Source organism: Carboxylicivirga taeanensis, from assembly GCF_051851475.1.
Lineage (GTDB): Bacteria > Bacteroidota > Bacteroidia > Bacteroidales > Marinilabiliaceae > Carboxylicivirga > Carboxylicivirga taeanensis.
Window position 1 is genome coordinate 54,326 of sequence record NZ_JBPUSJ010000005.1, and the last position, 23,361, is coordinate 77,686.

Consider the following 23,361-nt stretch of genomic DNA (forward strand, 5'->3'; position numbering starts at 1 on the left):
AATCTTTTTCTTTCATCCAAAATAAGGTGTTTGGATGAGCGATAAAAATTGTTAAGGGTGCCAACCTGCTGTTTAGTGCATGTTACAACAGTTTTTATTGCTGTATAATTCTTATTTTCTGTTGCTCAAACTTGTGTTGTCTGAAAGAAATGTGTTTTGGCACCCTTGTTATTAGGTGTTTAGCTCAGGCGACTTTTGTAGTCCTCGTAAGTAAACTGCTTCACAATGTTTAATCCGGTGGTATCGTTCCAAATTCCTATCGCCGGATGCGGAACCCCATTAAACATGGTTGTTTTCACCATGGTGTAATGAATCATGTCTTCAAATATCACCTTATCTCCCGCTTTGAGCTCTTGATCGAACGACCAGTACTCCATGTAATCGCCTGCCAGGCAACTGTTACCTCCCAGTCGGTAAATGTGTTTGCCTTCGATGGCGCCCTGCTGACTATTTTTAACTCTTGGCTGATAAGGCATTTCCAGGCAGTCGGGCATGTGCGCGGTGAAAGATACATCGAGAATAGCCGTTTTAACCCCGCTATTTTCAACAATGTCTACCACCGAAGCTACTAAATCGCCTGTTTCCCAGGCGAAGGCGCTGCCTGGCTCCAGAATAATCTGCAGGTTCCATTTTGCTTTAAACTGCTTAAGTAATTTCACCAGGTGTTGTGTGTCGTAGCCCTTACGGGTCATGAGGTGGCCACCGCCCATATTGATCCATTTTACCTGCGGCAGGTATTTGGCAAAGCGCTCCTCTACTGCTCTCAGGGTGTTTTCAAGATCGTAGGATGACGACTCGCACAGCGTATGAAAATGCAGTCCTTCTATGCCTTCGGGTAAATATTCGGGGAGCTGGCTGGCAATTACGCCAAGTCGAGAGCCTGGCGCACAAGGGTTGTATAAATCTGTTTCCACATCGCTAAACTGCGGGTTGATACGAATGCCTGCAGAGACGTGCTCTGGGTGTTGCTTTAATGCCTCTTTAAAGGTTTCGAATTGCGACAGCGAGTTAAAAGTAATGTGGCTGCTGTAACGCATTAATGACTCAAAGTCTTCCTTTTTGTAGGCCGGTGAATAGGTGTGAGCTTTGGCGCCCATTTCCTCAAATGCCAGTCGTGCCTCGTGGATGGAGCTGGCAGTAGCCTTGGGGATATACTCGGTAACAATCGGGAAGGCGCTCCACATGGAAAAGGCTTTAAAGGCCAGAATGATTTCAATACCCGCCTCATCTTTAACTGATTTAATCAGTTGAAGGTTGTTGCGTAGCAGCTGTTCGTCAAGTACGTAGCAGGGCGATGGTATATGTGCGTAGTTAATTGGCATCGTTTATATTTTTTTTGCTAAAAATAGTGAATCTATCGATGAATTACTACAAAGGCCGAAATCCAAAATGGATTCCGACCTTTCACTCACGGTTGTTTTTATGGCTCCTTATATTTTATTCGCCGCTTTTACCGTAGTTAGGTAAAACGCGGGCACTGGGGTCGTTCACATCGCAGTTGTCCCAAGCTTTGTTAGGCATCCAGAAGTCTTTCACTGTCTTACTGCGTCCAGGGAAGTGTTCTTCAAACAGCTCTCTGTACATCAGGGCTTCCTTAGAAATTGGGGTGGCATGTTTATAGAGCATTTGCTTACGTGTAAATTCTTTATCGCTATACATCTCATCGGCGTATGCTTTTAGGTAATCGACTACGCTGTGTCCTACAGCATCGGAGAAAGCTGCCTTTTCGCGATAAAGAATATCTTTTGGCAGATAGTCGATCTCAAATGCTTTACGCAGCAGGTATTTGCCAATTCCTGTAAAATTCATTTTTTTCTCCGGACGAATGCTCATCACGTATTCGACAAAGTCCAGATCGCCAAAGGGAACCCTTGCTTCCAGTCCGTTGCAGGAGATGCTTCTGTCGGCTCTCAATACATCGTACATGTGAATTTCTTTGAGACGCTTTTCGGCTTCCTGCTGAAAAGCAGCTGGTGAGGGGGCAAAGTCGGTGTACTTATAGCCAAAAATCTCATCGCTGATTTCACCGGTCATTAATACCTTAATATCAGTGTTTTCGGCCACATACTTACAAACCAAATACATTCCCATTGATGCACGGATGGTGGTAATGTCGTAGGATTCAATGCAGTAGATTAGGTGACTCAATGAGTCGAAAATATCCTGACGTTTAAAAAGTACTTCTGTATGGTCGGCCCCCAGATAATTAGCCACTATGCGGGCGTATTTGGTATCAATTGGATCGTCTTCAATGCCTACCGCAAAGGTACGTATGGGTTTATTGAGCATGCGTGCACCCACGGCACACACCAGACTCGAATCCAGTCCGCCACTTAGCAGGAAGCCAACGGGCACATCGGCGTGTAGCCTTTTTTCAATGCCCTTGGTGAGGTAGTGGTTGATATTCATGCAAATTTCATCCTGCTCGTGCTCAACGAATTTTTCTACTTCAGAAATATCCCGGTACATTTTAATGCTTTCGCCATCGTAGTAATGCCCTGGAGGAAAAGGTTTGACAACTTCACACAAGCGATGTAGGGCCTTCATTTCACTGGCAAACAAAATGGCACCATCTTTTGAGTAGCCATAAAAAAGCGGACGGATCCCAATCGGATCGCGAGCTGCAAAATACTTTTTTGCTACCGAGTCGTAAATGACAAAGGCGAACTCAGCATCGAGGGCCTTAGCAGTAGCTTCAATGCCCTTATTCATAAACAATGGAATAATGGCTTCACAGTCGCTGTTGGAGGAAAACTCAAATGTTGGCTTGTATTGGGTTTTTAAAGCGTGGTAATTATATACTTCTCCATTACATACCAGATTAATGTGCTTGTAAACCAATGGTTGGTTGCCCTTTGCCGAAATGTCCATTATGCTCAGACGGTGAAATCCCATCCACCCGGCGTCCTCAAAATCTCTGGTAATTGAGTTGTCGGGCCCTCGGTATTGGATTTTTTTAAACTCGCGGGCAAATCGAAGTTTGTCCATTTTGTTGCTTCCGGTATAAACTGCAAATCCACACATGTCAATCTTATTTTAGTTTATTAGTAATGGAGTAATTGGTAGTTATTACAATTCAAAAGTAACGAATAGTTATAAAAAAGCAAATAAATATTACAAAATATAACCAAAATAACAATAATAGTTTCAATATAATATTAATAGAAAGGGAGTTGAATGAGATAGACAGGTGGCTGATTAGGGCAAAAAAAAGCTGCCCTAAAAAGGACAGCTTTTCTGAAATAGCTTTTTGTTTTATTATAGTTCCAGGTTTACATCGTGCTGTTCAACCCATGGAAGACCCAACTTATTGAGTTGCTCCATAAATGGATCCGGATTGAATTCTTCAACGTTATAAACGCCTGGTTTTTTCCATAATCCCTGTAAATACATCATGGCGCCAATAGTAGCAGGTACGCCGGTTGTGTAGCTTACACCTTGTGCGCCTGTTTCGTTGTAGGCATCCTGATGCTTGCAGTTGTTGTAGACGTAGTATGTTTTTTCCTTACCGTCTTTTAAACCGCGAATACGACATCCAATGGATGTTTCACCTGTGTAGTTTTCTCCTAAATCACCAGGATCGGGCAATACGGCTTTTAAGAATTGGATAGGAACAATTTCTTTTCCTTCATACATGATTGGTTCAATACCTGCCATGCCAATGTTTTGAATCACGCGCAAGTGAGTCAGGTATTCCTGTCCAAAAGTCATCCAGAAACGGGCCCGTTTAAGCGAAGGGAAATTTTTGGTGAGTGACTCCAATTCTTCATGATAAATCACATACGATTCGCGCTCGCCAATATTAGGGTAGTTCAGAGGCTTGTGGATTTCGTGTGGTTCTGTTTCAATCCATTGGCCATTCTCCCAGTATTTACCTTTTTGGGTAACCTCGCGGATGTTAATCTCCGGGTTGAAGTTGGTTGCAAAGGCCTTACCATGGTCACCGCCGTTACAGTCCACTATATCCAGGTACTGAATTTCGTCGAAATGGTGCTTAGCCGCATAGGCTGTAAAGATACTCGTTACGCCCGGGTCGAATCCGCAGCCCAGTATAGCTGTAATGCCTGCATCTTTGAAACGATCCTGGTAGGCCCACTGCCACTTGTACTCAAACTTGGCCTCATCAATCGGTTCGTAGTTAGCGGTATCCAGATAGGCTGTTTTCGTTTCCAGGCACGCATCCATAATCGTCAAATCCTGATAGGGGAGTGCCACGTTGACTACGATATCCGGTTTAAATGAATTGATTAATTCAACTAATTCCGGTACGTTATCCGCATCAACCTGAGCCGTTTGGATACGGTTGTTTCCAATACGTTCTGCAATAGCATCACACTTACTTTTCGTACGGCTGGCAAGCATGATTTCAGAAAAAACTTCTGGTAGAGAAGCCATTTTATGAGCAACTACGGTACCAACACCACCAGCTCCAATGATTAAGACTTTACCCATTTGATAATTTTAATAAAAACGTAATGTTTTGTTTTTAATACATTCTTTAAATGTCCGTATAGGTTGAGGACACTATGCAAATTGACAAAAAAAAAGCTTAACAGGCAATATAAATATCATCTTTATTACAGAAGATTTTTTTGATTATTACCAGCCTAATTAATTACTTATTGCCTAGACCAATAGGTCTGTTTGTGTTGAAGTGTGTTTGGTGAACTAATTATTAAATGGCTGAAAATTAACGATTGATATTATGTTGTTTGAAGTTTAATTACTACTTTTCGTTCGATAATTGATGAAATATATGTTAATTGTGAAAAATGCACTCTATGTTTTTGGTCTGGCCGTGTTATTATCGGCTTGTTCAAACGGTTCCCGGCAGGGCGTTGATGGTAGTCAGCAGGTAGTCGTTGGTTTTTATAATCTCGAAAACCTATTTGATACAATTGATGCACCAGATGTATTCGATGAGGAGTTTACGCCCGGAAGCGATAAGCAATGGAATGGCGAAAAATATACCGTCAAGCTGAACCATATGGCCTCAATTATTAGTTTGCTTGGGGATACAATTGGGCAGCCAGGACCTGCAATATTGGGACTATGTGAAGTGGAAAACCGGCAGGTGCTGGAGGAATTAACGGCTAACAAGCACTTAAGCCAGCTTGGGTATTCTATTGTGCATCAGGATTCGCCTGATAAAAGAGGTATTGATGTGGCTTTAATTTATCGCCCGGAACTCTTCGAAGTAGAACAGGTAAAGGCAGTGCCTCTTTATATTTATGATCAAGAGGATAAGGATCGAATTTATACACGCGATCAACTGTTGGTATCCGGGTTTCTGCTGGGAGAAAAGGTACATGTACTTGTGAATCACTGGCCCTCTCGTTACGGAGGTGAAGAGCGCAGCCGGCCTGCACGCAAGGCAGCGGCTCAGTTGAGCCGTTCAATTGTAGATTCTTTACAGGCTTTGGAAGTTGCTGCTAATGTGATTGTGATGGGGGATTTAAATGACGACCCGTCGGACTACAGTGTGCAGGAGGTGCTAAGAGCAGTTGATGCCAAGCAGCTGAAAGGTAATGATTTATTCAACCCTTATGCATCCAAGCATCTAAATGGTGAGGGCACACTTTGCTATCGTGGAGTTTGGAACATGTTTGATCAGATAATTATTTCTCAGAACCTGATGGGCGAGCAGGGTGCTCTTCGTTTGGAGAAGGCTTATGTTTATGGAGATGAGCAGTTAAGGGTTCAGGAAGGGAAGTACAAAGGCTACCCATTTCGAACTTATGTAGGAGATAGGTACGATGGTGGCTACAGCGATCACTTTCCGGTTTTTATCGTATTTAATAAGTATTAGTTTATACCTTTAGTTATGAAAGAATGGTCGGTTGCTAACGAGCAGCCGGCCATTTTTATTGGTACAACTGCTTGTTTTGAATAAATGAAAAAACCGGTTCCGGCACTAAATAAGGTGTTTGTCTGCCATCTTTTATCCACTGACGAATGTCTGATGAGGCAATTTCGATAATGGGTGCTTGTGTCAGCTTGCACTTATGCGGAAGTTCCTGTTCATTCACCTGATAGCCAATGCGGGGATACACAAAAACAGGATAATGACCTGCTATTCTATCCGCCTGTTTCCATTGCTTAAACCGCATAATGTTATCGGCTCCCATAATGATGCTGAACTGATGCTGTGGGTATTTTCGGTTCAAAGCATTCAGGGTATCAATGGTGTAGGAGGGTTTGGGCAGGCTTAGTTCGATGTCTTCGACCCTGTATTTTTCGTGTTTTTGTGTGGCCAGGCGCACCATTTCCACACGAATAGGGGCACTTATCAGCTCATCGGTCTCTTTAAATGGGTTTTGCGGACTGACCACAAACCATACCTCATCCTGGTTTTCAAATTCGAGCATGTAATTGGCCAATGCCAGATGCCCAATGTGAATGGGGTTAAATGAACCGAAAAACAGACCGACTTTTTTCACTTTAGCTCTTATTTAAGAAGTTGTTAAGCGCTTCTTCAGTGCGTTGCAGCGCCTGCTCCAGGTTATCATTCACAATCACTTTGTCAAAATCAGGGGCATAGGCCAATTCTTTTTCTGCCTTGGCAATGCGCATGGCTATTTTTTCAGCCGAGTCGGTCCCTCTGTTTTCCAAACGCTTACGCAACTCCTCAACCGATGGAGGTTGGATAAACAGGCTCAGGGCCTGGTCGCCGTACATCTTTTTGATGTTGATGCCGCCCACAACATCTACATCAAATACCACATGGTTGCCTTTGGAACAGATGCGGTCCACTTCGCTTTTAAGTGTTCCGTAGAAGGTATTTTCATACACCTCTTCCCACTCTAAAAAGGCATCGTCGTTAATTTTACTTTTAAATTCTTCGGGGGATAAGAAGTAGTACTCTACACCATGTTGTTCATTGCCTCGGGGTTGGCGGCTGGTGGCTGAAATTGAAAATTCAAGGTTAAAACCTTTTTGAAGCAGAGCTTGTACAATGGTGCTTTTTCCGGCTCCTGACGGGGCTGAAAAAATGACCAATTTCCCTTTTGTATTCATTTTGTTGATTGATTTTTTATGGCCGATAATCCTTCTTCAGGAGTATTGGTATGCGTATTGTCTTACAGGATATTAAGGATTTGTTCTTTAATTTTTTCCAATTCATCTTTCATCCGGATCACTACTTTTTGCAGGTCGGCATCATTGGCTTTTGACCCAAGCGTGTTTATTTCGCGTCCAATTTCCTGTGTTATGAAGCCCAATTTTTTACCAACGGGTTCATTTCCTTCAATGGTTTCCAGAAAATAATCCAAATGGTTGCTTAAACGCACCTTTTCTTCTGTCACATCCAATTTTTCGAGGTAGAAGATGATTTCCTGCTCGAAGCGGTTTTCATCTATTTTGGTATTCTGTCCCAGCTCTTCCAGATTCTCGCGGATGCGTGTTTTGATTTTTTCGATGCGCTGACTTTCGTATTTTGGCACTTCCTTCAGTAACTCCGCAATGAGTCCAATGCGTTCTCTGATATCGGCCTCCATCGCAGAGCCTTCGCGTTTTCTAAAGTCAATGATATCGGCAATGGCGTGGTTAAGCGTCTTGGCAATGGCCTTCCATTCTTCTTCATCCAATTCTGCTAATTCAATTTTAACCGTATCGGGCAGGGGCATAATTACTTTCAGATAGTCGGTTGAATTATCAAGTCCTAAATCTGTAGCAATGCCTTTTAGTTGCTGGTGGTAGTTGCTGATAACCTGCTGGTTGATTTTTGTAATTTTGTCAGATGTTGCTGCTTCAACATAGAAACTAAGGTCAATTTTACCTCGTGATAGTTGTTTGCCTAACAGGCTTCTCACCTCAATTTCTTTTTCCCGGTATAGGTTTGGAAGGCGTGTGTTTAAGTCCAGTTGTTTACTGTTTAGCGATTTAATTTCAATGCTAATTTTTTTGTTTGGAAGCTCACAAACAGCTTTCCCATAACCGGTCATTGATTGAATCATAAGTCTCTATTATTACATATAAAGCGCAAAGGTAATCTTTTTCCACTACTTGGCTAAGTAAAAGTTTAAGGCATCAAGCACGTTTTTTTCAATCTAAATAAGAAGTTTAAAATATTGGTAATTAGGTAGTAGTATTTAGAACTTCTTCGATTGTTCAATTAAAGTATAAAAAGATTAAACAAAAAATACCAGACGTGGTTTACCTATTAAATCACCAATTAATTAATCTAAATATTAAGGACATGAAACGAGTAATTGAAAATTTCGGAAAAAACAGTTGGATGCTACTTCTAATTTTAGGCTTAGCTTTTATAAATGTAAGTTGTGATGATGATGACGATGATTCAGGTACTAATGAGCCGATGCCTGAAGTGCCAATGACGATAACTGATATTGCAGCTGGTAATGCTGATTTCAGCACCCTGGTAGCCGCACTAAAAAAAGTGGGTTTGGATGATGATTTAGCATCAGAAGATAACAGTTTTACAGTGTTTGCTCCCACCAATGCCGCTTTTAACGATTTGTTGGATGAATTAGGACTAAGTGGCTTAGAGGATGTGCCGAACGACGTACTGACAGATATTTTAATGTATCATGTTGTTTCAGGATCTCAAATGGCCTCCGCTTTTCAAACTGGTTATTACAATTCATTAAGTGATGGGCCCATGGAGGGCTATGGACTATCTTTTTATGTGGATATGACCGATAAAGTTATTAATGGACGGGCGGCCATTACAGCTACCGATATTAAGGCTGACAACGGAGTTATTCATGTTATTGACAAAGTGATGTTGCCAATGACCATTACTGATCACGCAGTTGCCAACCCGAATTTCTCAGCTTTGGTAGCTGGTGTTTCAAAGGCCGAATTAGTGGCTGCATTAGATGATAATGAGGCTATGTATACCGTTTTTGCACCTACCAACGATGCTTTTAACAACTTATTTACAGAATTTGGAGTGACTCTTGATGACCTCTCCAAAGAAACTTTGTCATCGGTTATTTTATATCACGCACTAGGAAGCTTTGTTTCGTCTTCAATGGTTGAGAGTGGCTATGTGCCCACATTAAGTACAGCTTTTGAGCGCAATATTAGTTTAAAAGTGGATACTGAAGGCGGCGTCTTTTTGAATACCGACAGTGAGGTGGTTGCCACCGATGTAGTTGCTACAAACGGCATTATTCATGCCATTAATAAGGTGATTTTACCACCAAGTGTTGTAGATATTGCCATTGATAATACTAATTTTAGCACTTTGGTACAGGCGGTGGTGAAAGCAGAGCTGGTTGATGCGCTTTCAGGTGAAGGGCCATTCACAGTATTTGCTCCTACCAATGCCGCTTTTGAACAGGTATTTGCTGACCTTGGTATTTCAGGACTTGACGACTTGTCAAAAGAAGATTTGACACCAATATTGCTGGCTCATGTGGTGAGTGGTAATGTGGCCTCTACCGATTTGAGTACTGGTAACGTTCCAACTCTTAATGAAACAAAAACGCTGGCAGTTGAAGTGAATGGTGGCGTTACAATTGATGGTGCGATAACTGTTATTGCTGCTGATATTCAGGGAGCGAATGGAATAGTTCACGTTATCGATAAGGTGATTGTTCCTTAATAGTCGATTTATATTAATCGATGGTCTGGGGGCATGCGTGCCCCCATTTTTGTTCGTGCTTTCATAAGTATTAGTGAACATTATCGAATTCGTAAGCGTTAAAGTTGCAGCAAATAGAGTGATATTCTAACATTGAGACCAGGTATGGCGTTTTATTCAATTAAAGATTTAGAAAAAATTTCAGGGATTAAAGCCCACACAATAAGAATTTGGGAGCGTCGCTATAACCTCATAGAGCCACAGCGTACAACAACAAATATTCGCTATTACGACGATGAAGATTTGAAGCGCATACTGAATGTGTCAATACTGAATCAGAATGGCTACAAAATATCGAAGATTGCTCAGATGGATGCCGGACAACTGCGCGAGCGGGTGATTGATTTGTGTCTGGATACCAAAAATACAGATGTGCAGGTCGAAAGTTTGTTGGTCGCTATGCTGGAGATGGACGAGGCAAAGTTCACCAATGTACTCACCAATTCCATTATCAAACAGGGGTTTGAGGCCACGGTTGAGTCGATTCTTTTTCCTTTTCTGGATAGAATAGGCATACTTTGGCAGGCAGGGACAATAAACCCGGCCCAGGAACATTTCATCTCTAATCTGATTCGTCAAAAGTTAATTGTAGCCATTGATAATGAGATGCAAAACTTTATTCCTAAATCGGATAAGAAAGTGGTGTTTTTCCTGCCCGAAAATGAGCTGCACGAAATTGGCCTGCTGTTCTATAGTTTACTGGCCCGTAAGGAGGGCTTTAATGTGATTTACCTGGGAGCGTCGGTACCCGTTCGTGATTTAAAAGTTGTTTTCGATGTGCGTAAAGCCGATGCTATGTTTACTGCGTTTGTTTCAGCCCGTAAAAAGGAGGAAATCGAGGAGGTTTTAAAAGAAATCGAAGCAAATGTTCCAGCTGTGCCTGCCTTTGTTACGGGCTTACAGATACGTGAGCTAAAGCCGGTATTGCCAAAGCAGTTTCAGGTGATTAGCGATTCGCAGGATTTCAAAAGCAGGCTGGCCGGCGTTTAATCCTCTATTTAACTGGCCGTTTGACCACTCCTTTGTACTTCCATCGCCCGGTAAAATAATAAACGAGCGACCCGATGAGTCCCATGCTCCAGCCAATAGGGATGGCCCACCAGATGCCGTTGACGCCAAAATGTTTGGAGAGAAAAATGGCGAAGGGTATTCGGATAACCCATAAGGAAAATAGGGTGATAAACATGGGGATTAAGGTGTCGCCGGCTCCGCGCAGCACGCCATGCATCACAAACATGGTGGAGAAAATCATGTAAAAGGAGCTCACAATAACCAGATAGTTGGCGCCGTGATCGATAACAGATTGATCCTGAGTAAAGGCGCTCATCATGTATTCCCCAAAGAAAATAACCGAGAGCATCACCATAAGCGACATTCCCCAAGCCATAAACAGGGTGGCCCGTAATCCTTTCTTAATACGATCAACGCGCTGGGCTCCAAGGTTTTGGCCAACAAATGCGGCCAGAGCACTGGCCAGATTAAGAGCTGGCATGGCCGCCAGAGCATCGATGCGGCTGGCAACCGCGAAAGCGGCAAGTACATCGGTGTCAAAATTATTGACGATGCGGATGAGGGCCATGATACCCAAAGCTACAAAGGTCTGCTGAAATCCGGTTGGCAGCCCTATGCGGATGCTCTGAAAAAACAATTCCTTATCGAAGCGGAACTTGAACACATTGAACGAGATGATCTGGTGCTTTTTATTCAGATAGATAGCTCCCGAAATAAAAGCCCCGGCCTGGGCAATAACGGTGGCATAGGCCACGCCGCTAATGCCCCAATTGAACACAACAATAAAAATAATGTCGAGGGCAATGTTTACCACCGTGGCGATCACCATAAAATACAAAGGCGTCATAGAATCGCCCAAACCGCGAAGGATGGATGAAGTGCCGCTGAATCCGAAGAAGGCAATCATTCCAATCATAAATACATTGAAGTACTCGGTAGCCAAAGGGATTACTTGCTCTTCAACATGAAGCAGTCTGAATATATCTTCACTGAAAATAATACCGATAGTTGTGATTACGATTGACGCCGCAAACAAAAAAATGTAGGTGGTATCAATGGTTCGTTTTACCTTTTCCAGGTTTTTGGCGCCAAAGTATTGACTGATGATGATGGTTGCGCCACTGCCAATGCCTATCACAAAGGCAATTAGTGCATAAAAGATAGGTGAGGAGGCCCCCAAAGCCGCTAAAGCTTCCTTCCCAAGATAATTACCTACTATAATGCTATCAACCAAGTGGTATAGCTGTTGCAGCAGGTTACCAAATACCATAGGTAATGCAAATTTAAAGATCAGTTTAGCTTCATTGCCTACGGTCAGGTCTTTCATGGGTTTATTGTAATAGTATTGACAAGTACAACCATCAGATGGCTGTTTTGGTTTCAGATGTTTTTATCGGATTACAAAACAAACCAAAAAAACCAGGGGATGCAAAGCTTGTAATAAAAAAAGACTGACTCAAAAGTGAGCCAGCCTTAAGGGTGTGATTGAGTATTAATTTAAACGGTTGCTTTAACAGCAGGTGCTAGTTCAACCGTGAAATGACGCATAATTGGTGCTTCTTCGAGAATGGCATAGCCACGTGTGATTTCTTTGCGGCGATCAAATACATTTTTAAGCGCTACGGCAATAACATCCATGTGATTATTGGTGTATACCCTGCGCGGAATAGCCAGCCTTAATAGCTCCAATGCCGGATACCTGTTTTCACGTGTGGATGGATCACGATCGGCCAACAGAGTTCCTATTTCAACCCCGCGAATACCTGCTTCTTTATAAAGTTCAATGGCCAATGTTTGGGCAATAAACTCCTCTTTGGGTAGGTGAGGTAAAAAGCGCTTGGCATCTACAAAAATCGCATGGCCGCCAAATGGTTCCTGAACCGGTACGCCAAATTCTTTTAGTTTATTGCCTAAATAGGCCACTTGCTTAATGCGAGTTTCCAGGTAGTCAAATTCGGTACCTTCATCCAGTCCCTGTGCCAACGCGTTCATGTCACGACCCGACATGCCGCCATAAGTCACAAACCCTTCGTAGATAATGTTAAACTGGCTGGCTTTCTTGAATAAATCCTCTTCGCGCAAGGCAATAAAACCACCCATGTTAACAATTGCATCTTTTTTGCTGCTCATGGTCATGCCATCGGCATAGGTGTACATTTCTTTTACAATTTCTTTGATGCTCTTATCAGCATAGCCTTCCTCGCGTAGTTTGATGAAATACGCATTTTCAGCAAAGCGGGCTGAGTCAAACAATACCCGGATGCCGTATTGCTTAGCCATAGCATATACTTCGCGAATGTTTTGCATTGATACCGGCTGGCCGCCTGATGAATTACAGGTGACGGTGACAATAATCATCGGAATATTTTCTTTGGGATGGCTCCTTAATACGTGTTCCAGTTTATTTAAATCAAGGTTCCCCTTAAACGGATGATCGATGGTTGTGTCAAAAGCTTCGTCGATGGTGCAATCGATGGCAGTGGCTTTGCGGAACTCGATATGTCCTTTGGTTGTGTCAAAGTGAGAGTTACCGGGTACCACGTTGCCCTCTTTTACTAGTGCTGAGAATAAAACGTTTTCGGCTGCGCGGCCCTGGTGAGTAGGCAAAAAATAGTCGAACCCTAGGATGTTTTTAATGGCATTCTTTAAGTTGTAATACGACGAAGCGCCGGCATAGCTTTCGTCTCCCAGCATCATGGCGGCCCACTGGCGGTCGCTCATAGCACCGGTGCCACTATCGGTTAGCAGATCGATAAATACCTGATCGCTTTTGAGGTTAAATAAGTTATACTTCGCCTCCTTGATCCAGGTTTCTCTTTCCTGGCGTGTGCTTTTACGGATGGGTTCAACCATCTTGATCTTAAACGATTCTGAGAAAGGTAATTCCATGATGTATATTTTTTTAAGATTTTATAGATAGGACACACTATTAAATTAGTTCATAGCAAAATGCTATCTATCAATTTAATAGAATTGTATAATAAGTTTACTTGAAATAAAATGGAGGATAGCCGGATTGTAACCAGCCCTTAACAGGTGAATTCGTCCCGGTTTTTTATGTTGATGAAAACGCGGGCTGATAAAGCAGATTGTATGTTAGTTCTTAACATCTGAACAGCAATTATTGCTGCAAATTTAAAAAACAATCAATATCATCAAAAAAATGCAGCCGTAAATTGCCATAAATCATGTTCTTTTCTTCTATAGCAACCAGGTAGGACGAGCACGCATAAAATGTTTGTCATGTGGCACGACGGCTTTTTATTGGATGTAATACCGAAGTGTTTAAACAAGATAAATCGCTATGTGGTTTACGAAATGAACATTTCAGGCAACTTTTTAACACTTTCAAGCGCTTATCACTACCATGAATATGATATATCCTGCTATTTTTGCTTTTTATTCGCAAAACAGCAAATTGTTCTATAGCTTCGAAATGAATTATTGTATCAAAACATACCTATTGGTTTTTTGCATCACCAGCTTTATTGGCCTCAATACTCAGCCGGTGAATGCCCAGTTAGGGGCAGTAAAATGGGGGTATTTAGTGGATGATTCTGAGGAGACTTATTGGCAGAAAAAATTTTATAAGTACGCCAATAAAACATATCCGGTATTTGATCGGCTTGTTTTAGCCGATCTTATAAAGCAGCGGGTTGAAAAAGAGCAGTTGTTTACTGCCAGCTTGTTTCCTCCGCTTGTGAATTACACCGTGGAAACGTATAAGTTTGATGCTAAATTTAGAGTGCCAGATTTTCCAGCTATTAATTTTGAACCGCAATACTCCACCCGAAGCAACATTGAAAAGTATCAGACATTCGTCAATTCGAAGCAATATGCCAGGAAGAGTGAAGAGCTGTTTGAACAACAATATTTTCTATCAGAAGCGCGCCAGAACTATATATATAGCCACCTGGATAAAATAGAACTTTCCTGGGATTCCATTCCGAATCCGCTCAAAATTGGGGAAGATGGCTACCTAAAGAGACGTTCGGCTCGGGAAGGCATCAGTATGCTTTTGCGTGATCATTCCTTTGAGACACATCCAAGTCTGGAAAAAGTGAAATTTAAATCCGGGCCGTGGACTTTTCAGGGAACCGAAAATATTTTATTCTCACAAGGCTATGTCGATAACTGGGTGAAAGGAGGCGAAAGTAATATTAGTTTGGGGAGTGACCTGCGTTTAACGGCCAACTACAAAAAGGGGAAACACGATTGGGATAACTACATTATTCATAAGGTAGGAATTATTTCCACTGAGGTTGAAAAGGGGAAGGTGAATACCGACCTGATCGAATTGAATACAAAGTACGGGCACAAGGCTTCTGAAAAGTGGTACTATAGTTTTCTGTATAATTTTAAAACGCAGCTCTTCTATGGCTACGATAAAAACGATGTGGAAAAAGAAAATCCCGTTTCCGGATTTCTGGCTCCTGCGTACATGTCATTTGCAATTGGTATGGATTATAAGCCCAATAGTAAGTTTACCCTGCTTTTGTCGCCAATTACCTCGCGTTTAACCCTTGTTGCAGATACAGTAAAGTTTGATCAGACCAAATTTGGGGTGCCGCTCGATAAGTCAAGTCATATAGTAAATGGTATTTCCGTGGTTAATAGCTTGTCCTACGAAGTAGCAAGAGGTGTTAAGATATCATCTCGTCTGGATGCCTTTTACCAATACCTTGGTAAGCCCAAAAAGGGAGAGGAGCGTCAGGTGCAGGTAGACTGGGAGGTTATTGCTGATTTGCGCATAAATCGGTTTTTATCAACAAGAATATTAGGGCATTTGAGGTATTTTACAAACGAGTCCAACAAAGTCCAGATAAGGGAGAATTTCAACATCACTTTTAGTTATAATTTTTAATTTCATTGAAAATCAAGGGGTAAAAATCAAAGGATATCTGTTTTAACTTCTTTTAACTTTCGTTATTATGCGTTAGAAATAAAACCAACTACATTTGCAATGTGAGAATAAGGGAAGAGTGAAGCCAAAATAAATTTCTTACGTATTTAGATTAGAAAGAAAACACGTAACGTGTTATAAAAATATTGAGTAAGTTTTCTCATAGTTTAGGGTTAGGTTTGGTTAAAAGTTGAAAGTCGTCTTAAAGAATGCTTTAAGGCGGCTTTCTTTATTATATCACCTCCTAAACCATTGCCTCCAAAAGCTTGTTGTGTTGAAGAAGATCGTTCCTAATACATCAGGGTTTGAAATTTCAAAAAGATAAACAGTATTATAAGTTTAGTTTTTATGGGTTTTTCAAAAACCTCAAACTTTTTGATCCTTTTTTATTACTCTTTTTTTTAGATAAAGGCTTAACATACGCCGAAATAGGAATTCTATATGCATTCAGGGAGGTGGTTATTAACCTTCTGGAGGTAGTGTCGGGTGTTATAGCCGATGTGGCAGGCAGGAAAAATGCAATGCTTGCCGGCTTTGTGAGTTACATTATTAGCTTTCTACTATTCTATGTTTTTTCTGGATTTGCAGGTTTTTTGCTCGCCTTTTTCTTTTACGGCATTGGCGATTCGTTTCGCACCGGTACGCATAAGGCCATGATTAATGCCTATTTGTTAAAGAAGGGCTGGCACCAGGAAAAAGTGCTCTACTACGGACGCACCAGAGGGTGGTCGCAACGGGGGGCTGCCATTTCTTCCCTGCTAAGCGCCGGCTTACTATTTTATACCGGGGAGTACGATTTGTTATTTTTATTAACGGTAATCCCCTTCTTTTTCGATTTACTGCTCATGTCTACCTATCCTTCCTACTTAAATGGCGAGCGTTCGTTTAACTATGCCTTGTTATGGCCTGAGGTAAAGGCGCACGCTCAAAAAGTCTTTGGAGTATTTAAAAAAATGGCCGCTCTGCATTCCATCCTATTAACAAGTAGTTATACCGGATATTACAAGGCAATTAAGGATTACGTGCAGATTGTGATTGCGGGTTTAGCTCTAAAGTTTATGCTATTGCCACAGCTGACGCACGAGCAAACTGTTGCCATTTATATCGGATTAGGCTATTTTGGGATTTATTACCTTAACTCTTTGGCATCCAGGAATGCTCATCGAATTGAACGGAAGTTTGCATCTCTAAAAAACGGACTGATGAGTTTGCAGCGCCTGGGATATGGCTTTGGCCTTATGGCCGCCATTTTTCTGTTGTTGGATTACCAGGTGATCGCCCTGTTAGCTTTTGTTTTAATTTTTGTCGTTCAAAATTTGCGACGTCCCCTGGCGATGGACTATATCTCAAGGCGCTTTGATGAAAAGATGATGGCCAGTGTTATGTCGGTAGAGTCTCAGAGTGAAACAATATTCTCGGCTTTATTTGCCTTGGTGCTCGGAATTTTAGTAGATCTGCTAGGCTTGGGGTGGGGAATCGGAAGTTTGTCTGTACTATTAATGGTGTTGTCGGCTGGTGTGTCGACAAGGCAGCAGAAAAAGTAAATTTGAAATAAAGAATTTTGATGATGAGAAACACGGTAAAGTTAGCAGGTCTTTTTGCTCTTTTAACCCTTTTGGGGTGCGGAGGACCGCGGGTTATTGAGTCTGTAGGAGATAAGCACATGGTTGTATTTGATAATGAGCACTTGTACTTCGATGGGGGGGCTTTTAACGATGATTTATCTGAGAATGATAAGGTGTATCGCATTATGGATGGCCGTATTTTACTCAAAAAAGTAACGCTTCCTGAATACAGCAGGGAGGTAAGCGCTTCGGTTAAAGTAACTGTAGCCTCAGCTGGTGACCGCTGGGATAAATCGGGTTCCTTTTTTGTGATTCCCAATAGTGCAGTAACCAACTTTGTTTCGCTCAATGCTGGCGGTGAGCTGCCAGCTTTAGGCAGTGATTTTGAGAATCTCAAAGGGATTGCATCTGATGGCGATTACAAGCCCGTGGTTGAGCTGATGCGATTTATGACGCCATTTGGTATTGGCTATTACAACGATAAAATGGACTTACGCAAGCCGGTTTATGTGCCACACTGGGAAGAAAAAGTGGTGTGGGAACAAGATGTGACCGATCGCCTGTCGCTGTTAGAGGGTGAAGTATGGGTTGGTATTTGGATTGATACCTGGACCAAGGAAGGCTACACGGTTTCGGCAGAAATTAAATTCGACGAAACCGATTACTTATACGCTGAAAAGCCACAAACAAAAGTACTGTCGCTACTTAATACTATTCCTTATTATAACGGACAGAAACACGTTGATTTGTTTGCCAGAAAAGATTTGCAGTTAAATGCAACTGTACCTCAGGGGGCTAAAAACGTGAAGTTACACTATATTACAACAGGTCATGGAGGTCACTCAGGTGGCGATGAGTTTGTTAAGAAAACAAACATTGTAAAGGTGAACAGTAAGGAGGTTATTAATTTCGTTCCGTGGCGCGATGATTGTGCTTCTTTCCGTCGATTTAATCCGGGATCGGGTTTGTGGTTAATCACAGATACGGCAACGTATATCGATTCAAAAACCTGGAAATATGAAGAAAAGGTGATTGAAGAGCGTCTGGCCTCGTCCGATCTATCACGTTCTAACTGGTGTCCGGGCTCTGTTGTTGACCCGGTTGTGGTTGACTTAGATATAGCTGCTGGTAACCATGAGTTTACATTCAGTATTCCGGAAGCACAGGAAATAGATGGAGATAAGCTTAACCACTGGTTGGTTTCAGCTTACCTCACTTGGGAAGAATAAACCTGATAAACCATCGTTTAAGAAGCTCACCAGTAATTGGTGGGCTTTTTTTGTGATCATGAAGAAAGTCATTGGGCATATTGAATTAAGAGCCGACATTGGCGCGATTTTTTGCATGAACACAAAAATTTAAATTGAATTATGGCTTTTGTTACAAAGGAGAAGTTTTTATCCAAAGATTGGTTTATTACCTACGCCTATATCGTGCTGGGTAGTTTCTTGTTCGCTATGGGCGACGTGCTGTTTGTTAACCCATACAAACTGGCCCCGGGTGGCGTTTATGGTATTGGTAACTTTTTGTACCATACTTTTGGTTTTAAGATCAGTGTTTCAGTCCTTTTTATGGAGGTACCTTTGCTGATTTTAGGTACGATTGTTTTGGGACCCCGTTTTGGTATTAAAACGCTGATTAGTACATTCCTGATTATGGGTTTTGCTTACATGTTTGAAACCTATTGGTGGGGCTATGAGGCCTTTTTACCCAACGACCCCATGTTAAATGCCTTGGTTGCCGGAATTATTTACGGTATTGCGATTGGTGTGATCTTTAAATCGCGGGCAACGTCTGGAGGCTCAGATATCATTTCGATGATTCTGAACAAGTTTACGCGCATATCGCTTGGTAAGCTGGTGATTATGGTAGATGGCAGTATCACACTGCTGACCTTGTTTATGCCCGGAGAGAATGGGATTGACTGGACGCTGCCCATCTACTCGTGGATTGTCATTTTCATCGAAGGAAAAATTATTGACATGGTAATTGATGGTTTGAAAGTGAATAAAACGCTCTTTATTGTTTCTGAAAAGCACGAGGAAATTCAGGAGAAGTTGTTATATCATATAAAGCGTGGCGGTACCATGTTTTCGGCCATGGGCATGTATGAAGGCGTGGAACGTAAAGTCATTTATACAACCATTACCCGTCGTGAGTCAACCATTTTATTAAATCACATCGCCAAGATAGACCCCAAGGCATTTGTAAATGTTATTGACAGTAGTCAGATTCATGGTGAAGGGTTTAAAGCCATTGAGCCAGAAAGTGGTCACTAAAGCAAGACTAACAATTTGTTGATTAACAGAATAAAACTAGCAGAGGAGCTTACCTTTTACCGGTAAGCTCCTCTGTTTATGTTCTTGTTACGGGAAATTTAAACCTGGTCGGGCCATGGGGCTTTTTTGCCACTGGCTTTTATAGTGGGGCGCTGAGCATCCACACTTCTCAGGTATTCACCTAGCTTTTTGGTCAATTCGAGCACTTTTTCTGGTTTGGTGTTGGCCAGGTTGTGCTGTTCACCAATGTCTTCAGTAATATTAAATAGTTCAAAGTTTTGGTTAGCATAGTAGTAAATGAGTTTCCAATCGCCGCTTCGTATGGTGCTGGTTGCTCCAATGCCGGGTCCTGTCGGGCCCCAGTTATTGGGGAAATGCCAGAATAAGTCCCGTCCTTCTGTGCTGCTTCCCTGGTTAAGAAGCATTGGAACGAAGCTCTGTCCGTCAACGGTTTGAGGTGTGGTGTAGTTTTTAATACCAGCCATTTCCAGTATTGATGGGAAAAAGTCTTCAATAATGAGGTAGTCGTTGCAGCTTGTATTTTGTTTTACTTGTCCGGGCCATTTAACAATCATCGGCTCTCTTATGCCTCCTTCGTAGGCCGACCCTTTGCCACTTTGAAGTGGACTGTTATGGGTGTGAAGCTCTCCCGCGCGCGGCCGCAGACTAAAGCCGCCATTGTCTGACATAAACAGAATGATGGTGTTGTCCGACAAGTTATTGGTATCCAGGTAATCCATCAGGTCAATAAGGCTTTTGTCCATGGCTTCAATCATCGATGCATATTTAGCTTCCGGCACTGGGAGGCCTTGGTCAATGTATTTTTGGTAGAAGCGTTTGTCGGCATTTAAAGGGATGTGAATGGCGTAATGTGCCATGTACAGGAAGAAAGGTTTGTTGCTGGCGCGTGCCGAATCCAATGCTTTTTTAGCTTCCAGTGTGAGTGCTTCGGTGATGAAAATGGAATCGCCATGGTACTGTTCCAATCCTGGTACGCCCCATGGTTCAGTGTGAGCTCCTTTTTGAGCATTGCCAAAATTCTTTTCTCCGAGGTAACTGCCAATCCCTCCCCCGGCGTGGCCGGCTATGTTGACGTCGAAACCGCAGTTAAGAGGGTTGGCACTGGGGGTAGTCATCGCCCCAAAATGCGCTTTGCCACAGTGAATGGTAAAATAGCCATGGTCTTTTAATAGTTGAGGCAGCATGGTGGCATGCGTGGAACGCTCAATGCTGTCAGTGGGCTGAAGTCCATTAACATTCCATTGTGGGTAGCTCAGGATGGAGTCGGTAGCATCAACAGAAGCATTGCGGCGCAGTGTCCAGTTGGTAACCCGGTGGCGGGCTGCATTCATCCCACTCATTAAACTCACTCGTGTAGGTGAGCAAACGGAGTTGGCATAGGCCTGTGTGAAAATCATCCCTTCAGAAGCCAGGCGTTCCATACCCGGTGTTTGATAGCGTTCGTTGTATGGTGTTTTTTCGTGCCAAAACGGTACGGAAGTGTCCTGCCAGCCCATGTCATCCACCAAAAACAGGATGATGTTTGGTGCTTGATCTTTGGTTGGTTTGCATCCGAGTAATACCGCACCCAAAATACAGGCCAGCATAAAAGGTAGCTTGTTGAAATTCATTATTCAGATTTTAATTTAAAAGTTGCCAGAATTGCTTTGTGGTCTGTTGGCCAGGTATTTGCCGGGAGAATAAAAGCGTCGTTTGACCTTTCTTTAACTCGTTGGCCACGTACTATAGAGCCTGTTGGTCCTACAATTGTGGCCTCAGTTAGTTGCAATTTAGGATGTGATTGGTAAAAAATAAAGTCGATTCGATCGCGATCATCTGCATCCGGGCTCCAGGCCAGTTTTTTAATATCTACTAAAGGGTTATCAGCCGGGAAAGTGAATCCTGGATGGGTTACCGGATTTGGGTACAGCTGCCGGTAGGCATCTATAAAACCGTTTTTTTCGAGCAGTTGGGTGTTGGGCCATTCCATTACTACGCCATTGTGATCGAATAAATTTTTTGTGGCTCCTGTCCAGTCCCGGTGAGATGGTTCATTAAAGTCCCCGCCAAGAATAACCAGGCGGCCTTTCGCTTTTTCCTGTTGTGCATCGGCTATAATGGCGGCAATGGCTTCGTCGCGTTGCGATTGTAGGTTGTCGGCAGTTATTGTGCTTGTGTCAGTAATGGGGGCAGCTAGTTTGGCCCATGTAGAACCATCGTAACCCCTGGGCAGGTAAAGACTGCAGTTCCGGTAATCGAGGTGTGCACTGTAAAATGCTACAACCGAACCATCGATGCTGATGAGTGCTTTGGTCACCGAACCCCGGTCGTCTTTTACGGGAAACAGGGCTTGCTGCGATAGGATAGGGTGACGTGAAAGGATGCCGCTGTCGTAACTGGTTTGTGAATAGTAAGTGTGGCCAAGGCGATTTAAATCGGCCATTAAACGCTTTGCCAAACTGGAGTCATTGTAGTTGCGAACTTCACTGAGGGCAATTAAATCGGCATCGAGCCGAATAATTTCCTCTAATATGGCCTCATAGCCATTGGGTACAACGGTGCCTTCCTGCCAAATATTAAACTGCAGTACTTTCAGTTCCTTTTCATTGGGAGTTTTGCAGCCAGCAAATATAAGTGGGATAACAATCAAAAGTAATACTGTTTGAGACGCCAAGAGATTTGCCTTTTTGATTAAAGCCGGTAAAATAAGCCGCATGCCTTTTAATTTTTTTAAATCGGGAAGTTGTTGCTGTTTCCTTTTAATTCAGTTCCTAAAGATAGTATCTGAAAGCAAAGTTTGGTAATATTTTCGAAAAAATCAGTGCATCCAGCTTCATCAGCTACCAGCCGTAATAAAGGTTTTCAGAGGGGTGTACGCCTTTCGTATAGAAAATCTGTGATAGAAAGGGTATTTTAAAAGCGTGCCTAAAGGTATGTTTTGAGAACTTAAATATCTTCTATATATTTGTCATCTAACCGGTTTAGTAAGGAGTAAGTGAAGCCGTCATTAAAAACCATAGCAGAGCAGTCGGGCGTGTCGAAAACCACGGTCTCATTCGTGTTGAATGGGCGAGGGGACGAAAAACACATTAGTGCAGATACGCAAAAACGCGTATTGGATACGGCCCGCCGGTTAAACTATCAGCCAAACCATTTGGCCCGAAGTCTGAGCATGGGACGCTCCTATACGATTGGTTTTGTAGTGCCCGATATTTCCAATCCCTTTTTTGGTAAAATAGCGCGCCTGGTGGAAGCCAAAGCGGAGCTTCTGGGTTACTCGGTGATGGTGGCTAGTACCGGTGAACGAGCCAAGAAAGAGCAAACGATTCTGGAGTCCTTTAAGAACAGGCAAATAGATGGTGTGCTATTAGCTTCTGCTACAGCCAATCCGTTGCAAAGAATGCCAGACATGCCTCTGGTGTATTTCGACAGGGTTTTTTCTCAACAAACCGAAAATACAGTTGATATTAATAATTGTGAAACAGCCCGCCTTTTAACCGAAAAGCTGATTAATAAAGGGCATCAGCGCATCGCTCTTATTTCCCTGAGTGCCTACTTGCCTAATATAAAGGCGCGCATTAAGGGTTATCGGGAGGCGCTCGACAAGAATAACCTGGCTTTTGATGAGCATCTGGTCTACGAAATTGATGAGCGTGAAAAGAAAAAAGGAGTGAGTGAGGCCGTGAGGAGCCTTTTGAACCTGTCACAGCCACCAACCGGATTCTTGTTTCTAAATAACGTGCTGGCAGCAGGAGGTATCTGGACGATGAATCAATTCTATCCGGAACGGGTGAGCGGCTTGCATTTTGCATCTTTTGATAATCTGGACTTATTTGATTTTGCCTGGCCCAGAGTAACTTCGGCATTGCAGCCCAGTGAAGAAATTGCTGCCGAAAGTGTGCGGATGCTGATTCATCAGATTGAGCAAAAAACAGTGTTGAAAGGCGTGTGTCTTTCAACAACTATAATTGATAGATAAAAATTTTTTAGAGA

At 42.6% G+C, this 23,361-nt stretch carries 18 protein-coding genes; 8 read left to right on the forward strand and 10 right to left on the reverse strand.

Annotated elements, in window-relative coordinates; genetic code table 11:
- Positions 1-179 precede the first annotated feature (179 nt).
- The 3 genes from nspC to ACSX1H_RS09205 form a co-directional block, all read right to left on the reverse strand.
- Complete coding sequence (gene nspC, locus ACSX1H_RS09195; RefSeq protein ID WP_439183562.1) at positions 180-1,322, reverse strand: carboxynorspermidine decarboxylase; 1,143 nt, start codon at positions 1,320-1,322, stop codon at positions 180-182.
- Positions 1,323-1,437: 115 nt separating this feature from the next.
- Positions 1,438-3,024 (reverse strand): asparagine synthase B, encoded by a 1,587-nt coding sequence (asnB, locus tag ACSX1H_RS09200; protein ID WP_439183563.1) that lies wholly within the window; start codon positions 3,022-3,024, stop codon positions 1,438-1,440.
- A 234-nt stretch (positions 3,025-3,258) separates the two neighbouring features.
- Positions 3,259-4,452, reverse strand: coding sequence for a saccharopine dehydrogenase family protein (locus ACSX1H_RS09205; RefSeq protein WP_439183564.1), 1,194 nt, complete (start codon positions 4,450-4,452; stop codon positions 3,259-3,261).
- A gap of 295 nt (positions 4,453-4,747) precedes the next feature.
- Between ACSX1H_RS09205 and ACSX1H_RS09210 the strand changes: the two genes are divergently transcribed.
- Positions 4,748-5,809 (forward strand): endonuclease/exonuclease/phosphatase family protein, encoded by a 1,062-nt coding sequence (locus tag ACSX1H_RS09210; protein WP_439183565.1) that lies wholly within the window; start codon positions 4,748-4,750, stop codon positions 5,807-5,809.
- Between the two features lie 55 nt (positions 5,810-5,864).
- Here the strand turns inward: ACSX1H_RS09210 and nadD are convergent, their stop codons facing one another.
- From nadD to ACSX1H_RS09225, 3 genes are all read right to left on the reverse strand, one after another.
- Positions 5,865-6,440, reverse strand: a complete 576-nt coding sequence (gene nadD, locus ACSX1H_RS09215; protein ID WP_439183566.1) for a nicotinate (nicotinamide) nucleotide adenylyltransferase — start codon at positions 6,438-6,440, stop codon at positions 5,865-5,867.
- A gap of 1 nt (position 6,441) precedes the next feature.
- Complete coding sequence (gene gmk, locus ACSX1H_RS09220) at positions 6,442-7,017, reverse strand: guanylate kinase (RefSeq protein ID WP_439183567.1); 576 nt, start codon at positions 7,015-7,017, stop codon at positions 6,442-6,444.
- A gap of 62 nt (positions 7,018-7,079) precedes the next feature.
- Positions 7,080-7,955 (reverse strand): YicC/YloC family endoribonuclease, encoded by an 876-nt coding sequence (locus tag ACSX1H_RS09225; RefSeq protein ID WP_439183568.1) that lies wholly within the window; start codon positions 7,953-7,955, stop codon positions 7,080-7,082.
- A gap of 242 nt (positions 7,956-8,197) precedes the next feature.
- Between ACSX1H_RS09225 and ACSX1H_RS09230 the strand changes: the two genes are divergently transcribed.
- A complete protein-coding gene (locus ACSX1H_RS09230) occupies positions 8,198-9,571 on the forward strand; it encodes a fasciclin domain-containing protein (protein WP_439183569.1) in 1,374 nt (457 codons plus the stop codon).
- A gap of 144 nt (positions 9,572-9,715) precedes the next feature.
- On the forward strand, positions 9,716-10,600 hold the full coding sequence (locus ACSX1H_RS09235; RefSeq protein ID WP_439183570.1) for a MerR family transcriptional regulator: 885 nt from the start codon (positions 9,716-9,718) through the stop codon (positions 10,598-10,600).
- Between the two features lie 4 nt (positions 10,601-10,604).
- On the opposite strand, the gene ACSX1H_RS09240 is transcribed toward ACSX1H_RS09235, so the two are convergent.
- Together ACSX1H_RS09240 and tnaA are read right to left on the reverse strand one after the other, a co-directional pair.
- Positions 10,605-11,948 carry an MATE family efflux transporter gene (locus ACSX1H_RS09240; RefSeq protein ID WP_439183571.1) on the reverse strand — a complete coding sequence of 448 codons (1,344 nt, stop codon included), beginning with the start codon at positions 11,946-11,948 and terminating at the stop codon, positions 10,605-10,607.
- A 170-nt stretch (positions 11,949-12,118) separates the two neighbouring features.
- The gene (gene tnaA, locus ACSX1H_RS09245) at positions 12,119-13,510 is read right to left on the reverse strand and encodes a tryptophanase TnaA (RefSeq protein ID WP_439183572.1); all 1,392 of its coding nucleotides are present in this window, start codon (positions 13,508-13,510) and stop codon (positions 12,119-12,121) included.
- Positions 13,511-13,988: 478 nt separating this feature from the next.
- Here tnaA and ACSX1H_RS09250 point away from each other — a divergent pair, with 478 nt between their 5' ends.
- The 4 genes from ACSX1H_RS09250 to ACSX1H_RS09265 all read left to right on the forward strand — a co-directional run bounded on the left by ACSX1H_RS09250 (position 13,989) and on the right by ACSX1H_RS09265 (position 19,368).
- A complete protein-coding gene (locus ACSX1H_RS09250) occupies positions 13,989-15,485 on the forward strand; it encodes a DUF3078 domain-containing protein (protein WP_439183573.1) in 1,497 nt (498 codons plus the stop codon).
- Between the two features lie 344 nt (positions 15,486-15,829).
- On the forward strand, positions 15,830-17,068 hold the full coding sequence (locus ACSX1H_RS09255) for an MFS transporter (RefSeq protein ID WP_439183574.1): 1,239 nt from the start codon (positions 15,830-15,832) through the stop codon (positions 17,066-17,068).
- A 20-nt stretch (positions 17,069-17,088) separates the two neighbouring features.
- Positions 17,089-18,318: a PNGase F N-terminal domain-containing protein gene (locus ACSX1H_RS09260; RefSeq protein WP_439183575.1), complete on the forward strand. Its 1,230-nt coding sequence runs from the start codon at positions 17,089-17,091 to the stop codon at positions 18,316-18,318.
- A gap of 141 nt (positions 18,319-18,459) precedes the next feature.
- Positions 18,460-19,368 carry a YitT family protein gene (locus ACSX1H_RS09265; RefSeq protein ID WP_439183576.1) on the forward strand — a complete coding sequence of 303 codons (909 nt, stop codon included), beginning with the start codon at positions 18,460-18,462 and terminating at the stop codon, positions 19,366-19,368.
- A 98-nt stretch (positions 19,369-19,466) separates the two neighbouring features.
- Here ACSX1H_RS09265 and ACSX1H_RS09270 read toward each other — a convergent pair whose 3' ends face one another.
- Together ACSX1H_RS09270 and ACSX1H_RS09275 are read right to left on the reverse strand one after the other, a co-directional pair.
- Entirely contained in the window at positions 19,467-20,999 is a 1,533-nt protein-coding gene (locus tag ACSX1H_RS09270; protein ID WP_439183577.1) for a sulfatase, read from the reverse strand.
- Positions 20,999-22,084: an endonuclease/exonuclease/phosphatase family protein gene (locus ACSX1H_RS09275; RefSeq protein WP_439183578.1), complete on the reverse strand. Its 1,086-nt coding sequence runs from the start codon at positions 22,082-22,084 to the stop codon at positions 20,999-21,001. Before ACSX1H_RS09275 ends, ACSX1H_RS09270 begins: the two co-directional genes overlap by 1 nt.
- Positions 22,085-22,363: 279 nt before the next feature.
- Here ACSX1H_RS09275 and ACSX1H_RS09280 point away from each other — a divergent pair, with 279 nt between their 5' ends.
- On the forward strand, positions 22,364-23,347 hold the full coding sequence (locus tag ACSX1H_RS09280; RefSeq protein WP_439183579.1) for a LacI family DNA-binding transcriptional regulator: 984 nt from the start codon (positions 22,364-22,366) through the stop codon (positions 23,345-23,347).
- Positions 23,348-23,361 lie beyond the last annotated feature (14 nt).